The following is a 12,950-nucleotide window of genomic DNA, read 5'->3' on the forward strand; positions in this document are numbered from 1 at the left end:
TAATCTACATTTGAGCATGAATGAAACCGCCCAGAGGGGCGGTTTTTTTGTGGAGCATATGCCTCTCTGGTTTTGAGAAGAGAGACAGTATGGAACAAATTACTACACGAGAGGCGCGCGCGTGCGATGCACAGCGCATTGTGGAAATGATCGCGCATCTGGCGCAGCATCACGATGATCTTGCACAGATCGAGGTGGAGGATCTTGTATTCCTTTGTTTTGGTCCAACACCTTGGCTCAAGCTGATCGTCGCTGAGCGTGAAGGACAAATCGTCGGTTATGCGGCTTTGCAAAAGAAAGTGCAGTTGCAATTCGCGCGACGTTTGATGGACGTGCAGCATCTGTTCGTTGATGCCGCTATGCGCGGGCAGGGTGTCGGGCGCGCGCTGATGCAAAGTGCAGCTGAACACGCGGCGCTGCATCGATGTGCGGGGCTGACGCTGGGCGTTATGGCGCACAACCTTCATGCTCAAGGCTTTTACCGAGAAATCGGTTTTGAAGAGCGCGAAACGGGTGGTGCGATCCAGATGATGCGTGCCTTGCCCTTGCAGTGTGCGCACAGCAACCCCTAAAGTCATGACACCCAATTTCTGAAAAGAGACCTCACATGCAGTATGATCCAGAAAACATTTTCGCCAAAATTCTCAAGGGCGAGATCCCCAGTTTCAAGGTGTACGAGGACGAAGACACCTATTGTTTCATGGATATCATGCCGCGCAGCGACGGGCATTGTTTGGTGATCCCGAAAACGCCGTGCCGCAATATTCTGGATGCGAGCCCTGCGCAACTCGCGGCGTGCATGGCCACTGTGAACAAAGTGGCGAATGCGTGTATGAGTGCGTTTGGGGCCAATGGCATCACTTTGCAGCAGTTTTCTGAAGCGGCTGGTGGGCAGGAAGTGTTTCACTTGCATTTTCACATTCACCCGCGCCATGAAGGCGTTTCGATGCGTCCAGCAGGTAAAATGGGTGATATGGATGCGATCAAAGCCCATGCTGATGCGATTGCTGCGGCGATCAAGTAATGCAACCAGAGGCGTGAGCGATTCTGGATACAGAGTGCACGTAGCAGGTGTATCAATCTTAATCTAAGTGACCTGCTTGCAGTGCATAAGCGATTTATTTCAAGGGTTTATGCGTTGTTTCGAAATTTTTCGTAAAATACGAAGGCTGTGTTAGCCTTTTTCCACGAAAAAATAAAAAACGAACAATAGGCACATGTTCATATGAAGCCTCCTCTCACGGACCTTCCGATAAAAACCGCAGATACCGGTTTTTACGGCGGGTTTAGCGTCGACGTTACCGTTGTCTCTAAAATAATCATCAGCGTACTCGTAGTCTGGTGCATCTTCTGGCCTGTACAGGCGGGAGCGATGCTGAGCACTTGGAATGCTGCAATTCTCAACAACTTTGCGGCTTGGTACATCTGGGTCGTTGCGTTTTTCGTGATCGTTTGTCTGGGTCTTGCGATTTGGCCAACCGCGGGTCGTCTGAACCTTGGGCAAGATGGCGAAAAGCCAGAGTTCAGTAACTTCTCTTGGTTCTCGATGATGTTTGGCGCCGGTATCGGTGTTTGGGATGCTAACTTGGGCTGTCGCAGAGCCTATTGCGCATTTCAAAAACAACCCAGCGGTTATTCAAGGCGTGAACTCAGCTTTGAGCCAAGACAACGTGCGCGAGGCTTATGTTTGGTCTTACCTTCACTGGGGTCTGGGGGCTTGGGCGTGTTACGCGGTGGCCGGTCTTTCGCTTGCGTTCTTTAGCTACCGCCGTGGTTTGCCACTTACGATCCGCTCAGCTTTGACGCCTTTGTTTGGCAAAGCTTTGTCCGGCACCTTGGGTCACATCATTGATATCGTAGCTGTTGTTGCGACCATTTTGGGCGTTGCGCAAACGCTTGGTTTTGGTGTTGAGCAATTCGTTGCTGGCCTGACACGCATCGGTTTTGGCGGTCTCGCGACAGAGGACTGTTCGGCGACGACAATCGGCATTATCGTGGCCTTGGTCGTGATCATGGGTGCGTCTACACTGTCTGCACTTTCAGGTGTTGGAAAAGGCATCAAGTGGATCTCCAACATTAATATGGTGTTGTCGATCCTGCTGCTTGGGTTCTTCATCATCTTTGGTGCGACATGGTTCGGTGCGACGGCCTTTTTCATCGGCATCTGGGACTATCTCGTGGCGCTTCCTTGGCTCAGCTTCAATGTTTATGCGTCTGATGGAGTAGAGGGTTCCGAAGCGTTCAAACTTGCACAGTGGCAGGGCTGGTGGCCTGTGTTCTACTGGGCTTGGTGGATTGTGTTTGCGCCGTTCGTCGGTCTGTTCCTCGCGCGCATTTCGCGTGGGCGTACAATCCGTGAATTCGTGCTTGGCGCGATGATCGTTCCATCCCTGATGTGCTTTGTATGGTTCGCATGGGCTGGCGGTACAGCAGTTGATCTCGAGCTGAACGGTGATGCAAACGGTGTACTCTTGGACGCTGCGAATGGCGATAAGATCTTTGCGATGACGGCATTCATGCTCGAGCCGATTTCGCAGGCTTTGTCTTGGATGATGGCGGTGATGATCGTTGTTTTGCTGATGACGTTCTTGGTGACCTCTGCAGACTCTGCGGTGTTGATCGTGAACACAATCAACGCGGCGGGCGATGAGGGCCCTAAGGCGCGTCCGCATATCCTGTTCTGGGGGGGGGTGCTTTGGCGCTAGTGGTTGGCGGTTTGCTGATCTCTGGCGGTACCAGCGCTATCCAGACCGCGATGGTCATCGGGGCTTTGCCGTTCTCATTGGTGATGGTTTTGATGTGCATCGCGCTTATCAAAGCGATCTACAACGATGGTCGTCGTGAAGCTGTCGGCGTGCCAACGACGCATTCAGAAATCGCGGCGGCAACGCCAGCAGAGTAGTCAATGCGTTAAATAAGATTAAGAGGCCCCGACAGCTTGCGCGTCGGGGCCTTTTGCGTTTGTGTAATCAAAGATTTTTTGGGGATGATATATGACACTCGATCTGGATTTCGTGCGCGCGCAGTTTCCGGCCTTTTCGCAGGCTTCCTTGCAAGGTCAGGCGTTTTTTGAGAATGCCGGTGGCAGTTACACATGTGGCGCGGTGATCGATCGTTTGACACGGTATTATACCGAACGCAAAGTACAGCCTTATTCCGCCTATGATGCTTCGCGCTTAGCTGGTGAAGAGATGGATGAGGCGCGTGTGCGTCTTGCAGCGATCATGGGTGTGGATACGGATGAGGTGTCTTTCGGGCCATCCACAACGCAGAACACGTATGTTCTAGCACAGGCGTTTGCGGAGTTTATGGAGCCGGGCGAAGCGATTGTTGTCACCAACCAAGACCACGAAGCGAACTCTGGCCCTTGGCGTCGTCTCGCCGCGCGCGGAATTGAAATACGCGAATGGCAGATTGATCCAGAGACGGGTCATCTTGATCCCGAAACCCTTGCGAATTTGCTCGACGAAAAGGTGCGCCTAGTTGTGTTTCCCCATTGCTCCAATGTGGTGGGCGAAATCAATCCAATAACCGAGATTACCGCAATTGCTCATGCCGCTGGCGCGTTTGTTTGTGTCGATGGCGTCTCTTATGCGCCCCATGGCATCCCGAATGTGGGCGAACTCGGGCCTGATATTTATTTGTTTTCTGCCTATAAAACTTTCGGCCCGCACCAGGGCATTATGGTAATGCGCCGCGCGTTGGGGATGACGTTGCCGAACCAAGGGCACCACTTCAACGGAGATAGCTTGTACAAGCGGTTCACCCCTGCGGGACCGGATCATGCGCAGGTCGCCGCGAGTGCTGGCATGGCGGATTATATCGACGCTTTGGCGTGGCATCATGGGATTGAAGGAAATGCAGCCGACAAAGGCGCAGGCGTGCATGATTTGATGCGCGCGCATGAAGAGGTGTTGTTGCAGCCGCTCCTTGATTATGTTTCAGAAAAGAATTCTGTGCGGCTCATCGGCCCTGCACAGGCCTCTTCGCGCGCACCGACGGTGGCCTTGGCATCCCAAGACAATGCGGAAGATTTGGCAGAACAGCTGGTGAAACACGGCATCATGGCAGGGGGCGGCGATTTTTATGCGCAAAGACCGCTTAGCGCGATGGGTGTGGATCTGAGCAAAGGTGTGCTGCGGCTAAGCTTCACGCACTACACCTCTAAGGGCGAAATTGATCAGCTTTTGAATGCCTTGGACGATATTCTTTGATCTAATTACCTGCCCGCCGCGTAAACTAATAAAACAATAACACAGAACACAAACACTGGGGGCTCGGGTGAGCACACAACAACCCATTCTTGTCTGGTTTCGCCGTGATTTGCGCGTTTCAGACCAGCCCACTTTTCACGCAGCCGCCAAAAGCGGCGCGCCCGTTATTGCGGTTTTTATCAAAGATGATTTGGTGAATAAGCTTGGCGCTGCGCCAAAATGGCGTCTTGGCAAAGCGCTGGAGGTTTTTGAACGCACGCTTGCTGATTTGAACGTGCAGCTGGTTCTACGCAGTGGACCCGCGCTTGAAGTGCTTCAGAATTTGATCAAAGAGACGAACGCACAGGGTGTTTATTGGTCCCGACTGTATGATCCGCAAAGCGTTGCACGAGATACCGACGTGAAGGCCAGCTTGCGGGCTGGCGGCGTTGAGGCGCGTAGCTTTGGTGGGCATCTGATGTTCGAGCCATGGAGCGTCGAGACGAAGATGGGCGGTATGTATAAAGTGTACACACCGTTCTGGCGCTCTGTAAAAGATCGTGACGTCGAGGTGCCGCTCCCTGTGCCGTCAAAGATAACGGTTGCGAATAAGATCGAAAGCGAAGCGCTTCAGGATTGGCGACTTGGCGCTGCAATGCGTCGTGGGGGTGAAGTTGTCGAACAGCACGCCCAAGTGGGCGAACATGCGGCTCAAAACCGTTTGGCCGAGTTTATAGAGCAAGATGTAGCGAAATACGTCGAAATGCGTGATATCCCTTCGACAGTTGGCACATCTGGTCTTAGCGAAAACCTCGCGCTTGGTGAAATATCTCCGCACCAATGCTGGCACGCAGGGATGCGCGCGCTGCTTGAGGGCGATGCCGATGCCGAGGTTTTTTTGAAAGAACTGGTCTGGCGCGAGTTTGCCTATCATTTGATGCATCACACACCGCATATTCTTGATAGCAATTGGAAGCCCGATTGGGACAAGTTCAAGTGGAACACAGATGCGGATCATCCAGATGTGATTGCGTGGAAGCAAGGGCGCACGGGGATCGAGTTTGTCGATGCAGCCATGCGCGAGATGTATGTGACGGGTAAAATGCACAATCGCGGTCGGATGATCGTGGCCTCGTATTTGACCAAGCATCTGCTGACCCACTGGAAAGTGGGCCAAACGTGGTTTGATGAGTGCCTTACCGATTGGGACCCTGCGAGTAATGCGATGGGCTGGCAATGGGCCGCAGGCTCTGGGCCCGATGCGTCGCCATACTTTCGCGTGTTCAACCCTGTCACGCAGCTTGATAAATTTGACCGTGAGCGCAGTTACGTGCGTGCATGGATTGCTGAAGGGCAGCGAAACCCGCCGGACACGGCGCTGAGTTTCTTCAAAGCAATACCTGAAAGTTGGGCCCTGACGCCTGATGCGATTTATCCACAACCAATCGTTGACGCAGCGACAGGTCGCCAGCGTGCGCTTGATGCCTATCAAGCCCGAGGGTTTTAAGACTACAAAGATAAAAAAACGGGCTACCTTTATGAAAAGACGTGCCGATTCACCGATTGGGGGGTGATATGATTCTGACGACCACTGACGGCCAAAAGGGCCTGCCGCGCTATTTTACTCAGGTGTTCGCGATGTCGAACAACATGAACAATGGCAGCGTTGATTTTCACTTGCCCGATGGCCGCGTTTTTCGCGCCGAGGGCAAGAATCCAGGCCCTGTGGCAGAGATTCACATCAAAAACCCTGATCTTTTTGCGCGACTTATCCGCGAAGGGGACCTTGGCTTTTGCGATGCTTACCTTGATGACTGGTGGTCTACCCCTGATTTGCAGGCGTTCATGGACCTCGTCCATATGGACAATGAGGATGTTTACGACGGATTTCCGGGCATGGGTTTAGTGCGTCTTATGGAGAAATTCCGCTTCTGGCTTCAGCGCAATCATAAAGAGCAGGCCCGCAAGAATATCTCTTACCATTACGACTTGGGTAACGAGTTTTATGGGCTTTGGCTCGATGAAACGATGACCTACTCGTCCGCTATTTTCGAGACGGGTCAAGAGAGCACAGAGAATGCACAAACGGCCAAATACGCTTCGATGATTGATGAAATGGGCGCGAAAGCAGGCGATCATGTTCTTGAGATCGGTTGCGGATGGGGCGGCTTTGCAGAGTACGCAGCCAAAGAACGCGGCATTCGCGTAACAGGTCTGACGATCAGCGAAGAGCAGTACAAGTACGCTAAGCAACGCATTGAAAAAGCTGGTGTTTCTGACCTTGTCGAGTTCAAGTTGCAAGACTACCGCGACGAAAAAGGGGTCTATGACGGTATCGCTTCTATCGAGATGTTTGAGGCCGTCGGTGAGAAGTACTGGCCCGTTTATTTTGAGACAGTGCGCGAACGTCTCAAGCCTGGTGCGCAAGCAACGCTACAGATTATCACCGTCGCAGATCGTCGTTGGCAGGTATATAAACGCGGTGTGGATTTCATCCAGAAATACATCTTTCCGGGCGGTATGCTACCAAGCCCCGGTGCGCTGAAAGCAGAGGTGCACAAAGCAGGTCTAGACGTGATCCGATCGAAAGAATTTGGTGCGAGCTACTCGATCACGCTACGCCGTTGGTTCGAGACGTTTAACGACAAATGGGACACTGTCGCGGGGATGGGATTTGATGATCGCTTCCGCCGGATGTGGAACTTTTATCTCACCTCTTGCGCATCGACCTTTCACAGCGGAAACTGCGACGTAACACAGATCACTATTCGCAAACCAAGTTAAGCCAAGAGAGCCAAATACAATGCCCACAGCCGCACGCGTTATCGCCGCTCTTTGTCTCGCTGTTTTAGCATGGATTGTTTCGGAACAAATCAAAGAGCTGTTCGAAGAAGACAAACCCTTTGGCAACTTCAACTTGATCAATCTTGTGCTTGCGTTTGTCGTCGGCTGGCAAGTGATTGGCAGTCGGGCAGGGCGCGGTATGGCGGCCGCAATCAACAATGGCCTTACGGGCGGTATCATGTTGTTTTTGTGGGTCTCGCTCGCGCATGCTTCCATCGAGATGTTCGAACGCTCCATGCGCAACCGCTATGACGGCGCGTTTGAGGCATTGGCGGCGATGTTTCAGTTGATGGCGGAGAATGCGGTGCTTGTGGCGACACCTTTGATACTCGGCACGCTTGTGGTCGGCTCTGCGCTCTCTGGGTTTGCGGCGGAGTTTACGGCCAAACGCGCCTCATGAACCGCGCATTGTTCTTTTACGGAACGCTTTGTCATATTCCATTGCTAGAGATTGTTTTGGGCCGATCCGGCGCTGAAATTGATATCAGCGAAGCTCTCTTGCCGGATCATTTGGTGAGTTGGGTCAAGGATGAGCCGTTTCCGATGATTGCTGCGCACCCGAGGGGGCGCGCACGCGGAATATTGGTGCAAGATCTTAGCCCACAGGATGTGGATCGCCTAAGGTTTTATGAGGGCGGGTTTGAATATGATCTCGCATCAGTCGCTGTTGAACTCAGCGCAGGCCGCAACGCACAAGCTGAGGTTTTCTTTCCAGAAGTGGGTGTTTGGAGCGCTGGCGCTGAATGGGTCTTGGACGACTGGATCGCAGAGTGGGGCAGGGTGAGCGAAGCGGCCGCGCGCGAAGTGATGGAGCATTACGGCAAAAGAAGTGTCGATGAGGTGGCGCGTCTGTTGCCGTTCTTTCGGGCGCGGGGTTGGGCAAAACAGCTGGCGCAAGAAACTGCGCCTACATCTTTGCGCCGCGACACAAGCAGCGCAGATGTGACCCTTAAGCCAACTGGCGATGGTTTTGCGGAGTTCTTTCGCCTTGATACGTTCGAGTTGAGCTACCCGCGCTTTGACGGCACACAAAGCGAAACGCTGCAAAGGTCTGCCTTTGTGGCTTATGATGCTGCTTTGGTCCTGCCTTATGATCCGAAAAACGATCTGGTGATGTTGATAGAGCAATTGCGTTACGGACCGCTGATGCGAGAGGATCCTAAGCCTTGGGTGCTTGAGCCTATCGCGGGGCTTGTGGATGCAGGGGAACCGCCCATGGAGGCTGCGCGCCGCGAAGCGGTGGAAGAAGCGGGGATTGATCTACGAGATATCCGTCCGATGATGAAAGTCTATCCAAGCCCCGGTTACTCTACTGAATTTTTCCATTGCTTTCTGGGCATTTGCGCGCTGGATCCGGCCATGGAAGGGACCCATGGGCTGGCGAGCGAAAATGAAGACATCCGAACCCATGTGATTTCGTTTGATCGTGCCATGGCGCTAGTAGACAGCGGCGAGATCAATCTTGCACCCACCACGATGATGCTCTTGTGGATAGCGCGTCATCGCGAAAGCCTGCGTGCAAACGCGTGATGGCGGATTGGTGACTTGAGTTAGCTCTGGCAGGCGCTTAGATATGTGCAGCAGCAAGGAGAGATGCACATGATCGTCGCGCAAGATCTGGCTCAGGCCATTGGAAACACACCGCTTATCAAGCTTAAAGCCGCGTCCGAGCTCACCGGCTGCACGATTTTGGGCAAAGCGGAATTCATGAACCCGGGTCAGTCGGTCAAGGACCGTGCGGCACTTTCGATTATCCAGAATGCTGTTGCCAGTGGAGAGCTGAAACCCGGTGGCACGATTGTTGAGGGAACAGCGGGCAACACGGGCATCGGTCTTGCGCTTGTTGGTTCGTCCATGGGGTTCAAAACAGTCATTGTGATCCCTGAAACGCAGTCTCAGGAAAAGAAAGATATGCTGCGTCTTGCGGGGGCAGAGTTGGTGCAAGTGCCAGCCGCGCCTTACCGCAATCCGAACAATTTTGTACGCTACTCCGAGCGTCTCGCCAAAGAGTTGGCGCGCACTACGAATGAGGGTGTGATCTGGGCGAACCAGTTTGACAACGTCGCCAACCGCCAAGCGCATATCGACACAACTGGCCCCGAAATCTGGGCACAAACCGATGGCAATGTGGATGGCTTCATCTGCGCTGTCGGTTCTGGTGGCACGCTCGCGGGTGTTGGTCTTTCGTTGCAACCAAAGGGCGTGAAAATCGGTCTTGCTGATCCGGACGGAGCATCCCTTTACAACTATTACACCAACGGTGAACTGGTCATGAGCGAAGGCGGCTCAATCGCTGAAGGCATTGGTCAAATCCGCATCACTAAAAACCTTGAAGGCTTTACGCCGGATATGTCGTTCAACATCCATGACGATGAAGCATTGCCGATCGTTTTTGATCTGCTCGAAACCGAAGGTCTGTGCCTTGGGGCGTCGTCCGGTGTGAATATCGCAGGCGCGATCCGTATGGCGAAAGAGATGGGGCCAGGGCATACGATCGTGACGATCCTGTGCGATTTCGGGACGCGTTATCAGTCCAAATTGTTCAACCCTGAGTTCTTGCGCTCTAAAGATTTACCTGTGCCCGCATGGCTTGATAAAGAGCCAAGCGTTGTGCCTAGTGTGTTCGAGGACGTTTGATGCAACGACCTTCGCTTTTGCGATTGCTTTGCACGCTTTTGCTGCTCGCCTTGCCACTGTCCGTTACGGCGCAAGCCACTGGGCCAGACTATACGGCATGGAAGAACGTCGCACAACGTGCTGAAATTGCTGTTGAAAACGGGCGTGCCTCTTCGAGTGCGCTTGAATCTCTGCGCATACAAGTTGTCGGATGGCGAGAGCAATTTTTAGAAGCACAAAGCGCTAATCAATCGCGCATAGCGACGCTTAATTCGCAAATTGCCAGCCTTGGCACGCCTGCGGAGGGGGTCGAGGAAGCGCCAGATATTGCCGAGCGTCGCGTAGAGTTAACCAGCCAGTTGCAACGTTTGCGCGCACCTGTTGTCACTGCCGAAGAAGCTTACAGCCGTGCTGACGGCGTCATCAAAGAGATCGATACGCTGATCCGTGAACGCCAAACTGACGCCTTGCTTAGTTCCGGGCCAAGTCCTCTCAACCCTGTGTATTGGGGGCCTGCGCTTGAGGCTTTGGGCAGTTCGAGTAGCGCTTTGACGCATGAGGTGTCACAAGCGTTCAAATCGGAAGCGCAACGAAATAGCTTTGGGCGTGCTTTGCCACAAATTGTTATTCTCGCGCTGGTCGGCTTTGTCCTTTTGTGGCGTGGGCGTCGCTGGTCGTATAGCATCGTTGGGTTTCTTAGCCGTCATACTCAACGCGGTGCCCATGTGTGGCGCTTTATTGCGTCGCTGTTGCAAATTTTATTGCCTTTTATCGGTCTTATCGCACTTGTCGAAGCCGCGATTGAGACAGGTCTGCTTGGCTTGCGCGGCACGCTTTTGATTGACGATGTGCCTTGGTACGGCTTGATTTTGCTCAGCTTTCGTTGGCTCGCTGGTCAGCTTTTTCCGCGTCGTGAAGATGAAGATACTATTCTGGACGTTGAGCACAAACACGCCACTGAGGCGCGTTGGTACATCGCAGCTGTCGCGCCTATTCTGGTCACGGCTTTGGTCTTCAATGTTCTGGCGAGTTATGATGGCTGGAGCGATGCAACGCGCGCAGTCATCGGCTTTCCAATTCTAATCGTCACGGGCGTCGTGCTGTCGCGTTTGGGTCGTATCTTGAGCGTTGGTTTGATTGACAGTTCTTCAGAGGAGGAAACCCCGCTCTATCGTTTACGGATTTCGCGGCTTCTGGGGCGGGCAGTTATCTTGGTAGCGATTGCGGGTCCGGTCATCGGCGCGCTTGGGTATGGGAACGCTGCGGCGCGATTGATGTTTGCTTCTGTTGCGACGCTTGCGTTGTTCGGCTTGGTACTGGTGCTACAATCTTTTGTAAGCCATCTCTACGCGTTCATCATGCGCAAGAATGATAGCGAAGAGGACGGCTTGATCCCTATCCTTATGGGTTTTGCGCTGGTGCTGGGTGCCGTGCCGGTTTTAGCGCTTATCTGGGGCGCGCGCGCAGCGGATATCACAGAGGTTTGGACACGTTTTCAAGAAGGGTTTGCGATTGGCGACAGTCGCATTTCCCCCGTTGATTTCCTAACATTTGCAGTGCTCTTTAGTGCAGGCTATGTGCTTACACGCTTGCTTCAAGGGATGATGCGCACTTCCATTCTGCCGCGTACAAAGATCGATACCGGCGGGCGAAATGCGATCGTCTCTGGTATTGGATATATCGGTATTTTCCTTGCGGCGGTCATCGCGATCAGCTCTGCGGGCATTAATCTCAGCAATATCGCTTTGGTTGCGGGTGCTTTGTCGGTTGGTATTGGTTTTGGCCTGCAAAACATCGTTTCGAACTTTGTTTCCGGTATAATCCTTCTGATCGAACGCCCGATTGCCGAAGGGGACTGGATCGAAGTCGGCGGCAAAATGGGCTATGTGCGCGGCATCTCTGTGCGTTCGACACGTATCGAGACCTTTGATCGCACGGACGTTATTATCCCCAACGCTGATCTTGTTTCGGGCATGGTGACCAACTGGACGCGCGGCAAAACAGTAGGTCGTGTGATCGTTCCTGTCGGTGTCGCTTATGGCAATGATACGCGCAAAGTGGAGAGCATTCTGCTAGGGATCGCGCGCGAACATTCAATGGTTCTGCTTAATCCTGCACCCTCGATCGTTTTCCAAGGGTTTGGCGCTGACTCGCTCGACTTTGAAATTCGTGCGATCTTGCGGGATGTGAACTTTGTGCTCTCTGTAAAGTCCGATATGAACCACGAAATCTCCAAGCGTTTTGCCGAAGAAAATATCGAAATCCCGTTCCAGCAACGCGACATTTGGATCCGCAATCCCGAAGCTTTGTCCTCGGGCGTCTCTGATGTTAATAAAAAGAGTCACACAACCGATAAACCCGCAACCGAGAAGCCTGCGACATGACACATCCATTGTTCCTTGATGATGCTTATATGCGTGATGCAGACGCGACTGTCGTTGAACATACGCCAGAGGGCGGGGTGGTCTTGGACCGCTCGATTTTCTATCCTACGGGTGGCGGTCAGCCGGGCGATAGTGGCATGATCATGTGGGATGGGCAGAGCCTGCCGATTGCGACAAGTGTCAAGATAAAGGATCGCGCTGATACGACCTCAGCGCTTGTGCCCGCGGAACCTGCGCGCTTGCCGCCCATCGGGGCCAAGATCACCCAGACGCTCGATTGGGAACGCCGCCACGCGCATATGCGTGTGCATACGGCGCTGCACTTGTTGTCAGTGGTCATCCCATTGCCTGTATCTGGCGGCTCGATCACCGCGGCGAAAGGTCGGCTGGATTTCGATATGCCTGACGCCCTCGAGGACAAAGACGCGCTTGAGCGGTCTTTGAATGCGCTGATCGAACTCGACTATGTCGTCTCCGAAGGTTGGATTTCTGACGAAGAACTGCGTGCGAATATGGACTTGGTGAAAACTATGTCTGTACAGCCGCCAATGGGGGCAGGTCGCGTGCGCCTTGTGCGTATTGGCGATGATGTGCGCCAGATTGATCTACAGCCTTGCGGCGGCACCCATGTAGCGCGCACGTCCGAGATTGGCCGCGTACGTCTTGGTAAGGTCGAGAAAAAGGGCAAACAAAACCGTCGCGTTTATTTGCACTTGGATAGTTAAACGCTGCTTTATTCGGGGTTGTAACGATGCTTATGCGGAAAAAAGCGAACGTATGTGTGACCGGAAAGACTCTCTTATAAGTAGAGTGAAGTTTAAGACTTCTCAAAAACATCTCCAAATCGTTTAGTATACCGCTGCTACCCCAAAACCCGAATTTTTTCATGGGTTATGACGCGGAAATTGTCTGA

Annotated in this window: 10 protein-coding genes and 1 pseudogene; all 11 read left to right on the forward strand. The window is 53.2% G+C overall.

All coding sequences use genetic code 11. The features are described 5' to 3' along the window. The first annotated feature begins 89 nt into the window (after positions 1–89). The 11 genes and pseudogenes from PFRI_RS19760 to PFRI_RS19810 all read left to right on the forward strand — a co-directional run bounded on the left by PFRI_RS19760 (position 90) and on the right by PFRI_RS19810 (position 12,762). Positions 90–572 (forward strand): GNAT family N-acetyltransferase, encoded by a 483-nt coding sequence (locus PFRI_RS19760; protein ID WP_072632417.1) that lies wholly within the window; start codon positions 90–92, stop codon positions 570–572. Between the two features lie 35 nt (positions 573–607). Beyond that, entirely contained in the window at positions 608–1,024 is a 417-nt protein-coding gene (locus PFRI_RS19765; RefSeq protein ID WP_072632418.1) for an HIT family protein, read from the forward strand. Positions 1,025–1,225: 201 nt separating this feature from the next. Then, positions 1,226–2,902: pseudogene (locus PFRI_RS19770) on the forward strand (BCCT family transporter). A gap of 91 nt (positions 2,903–2,993) precedes the next feature. After that, positions 2,994–4,214, forward strand: coding sequence for an aminotransferase class V-fold PLP-dependent enzyme (locus PFRI_RS19775; RefSeq protein WP_072632419.1), 1,221 nt, complete (start codon positions 2,994–2,996; stop codon positions 4,212–4,214). 67 nt (positions 4,215–4,281) lie between these two features. Beyond that, entirely contained in the window at positions 4,282–5,700 is a 1,419-nt protein-coding gene (locus PFRI_RS19780) for a cryptochrome/photolyase family protein (RefSeq protein WP_072632420.1), read from the forward strand. Positions 5,701–5,768: 68 nt separating this feature from the next. Beyond that, complete coding sequence (locus tag PFRI_RS19785; RefSeq protein ID WP_072632421.1) at positions 5,769–6,977, forward strand: SAM-dependent methyltransferase; 1,209 nt, start codon at positions 5,769–5,771, stop codon at positions 6,975–6,977. Between the two features lie 19 nt (positions 6,978–6,996). Beyond that, the gene (locus PFRI_RS19790; protein WP_072632422.1) at positions 6,997–7,437 is read left to right on the forward strand and encodes a TrgA family protein; all 441 of its coding nucleotides are present in this window, start codon (positions 6,997–6,999) and stop codon (positions 7,435–7,437) included. Next, on the forward strand, positions 7,434–8,567 hold the full coding sequence (locus PFRI_RS19795) for an NUDIX domain-containing protein (RefSeq protein WP_072632423.1): 1,134 nt from the start codon (positions 7,434–7,436) through the stop codon (positions 8,565–8,567). Before PFRI_RS19790 ends, PFRI_RS19795 begins: the two co-directional genes overlap by 4 nt. 69 nt (positions 8,568–8,636) lie before the next feature. Continuing rightward, positions 8,637–9,674, forward strand: coding sequence for a cysteine synthase A (locus PFRI_RS19800; RefSeq protein ID WP_072632424.1), 1,038 nt, complete (start codon positions 8,637–8,639; stop codon positions 9,672–9,674). After that, on the forward strand, positions 9,674–12,037 hold the full coding sequence (locus PFRI_RS19805; RefSeq protein ID WP_084649782.1) for a DUF3772 domain-containing protein: 2,364 nt from the start codon (positions 9,674–9,676) through the stop codon (positions 12,035–12,037). The genes PFRI_RS19800 and PFRI_RS19805 overlap by 1 nt, the downstream gene beginning before the upstream one ends. Next, the gene (locus tag PFRI_RS19810) at positions 12,034–12,762 is read left to right on the forward strand and encodes an alanyl-tRNA editing protein (protein WP_072632425.1); all 729 of its coding nucleotides are present in this window, start codon (positions 12,034–12,036) and stop codon (positions 12,760–12,762) included. The genes PFRI_RS19805 and PFRI_RS19810 overlap by 4 nt, the downstream gene beginning before the upstream one ends. The last annotated feature ends 188 nt before the right edge of the window (positions 12,763–12,950 follow it).

The sequence above is a fragment of the Planktotalea frisia genome (genome assembly GCF_001890925.1).
Lineage (GTDB): Bacteria > Pseudomonadota > Alphaproteobacteria > Rhodobacterales > Rhodobacteraceae > Planktotalea > Planktotalea frisia.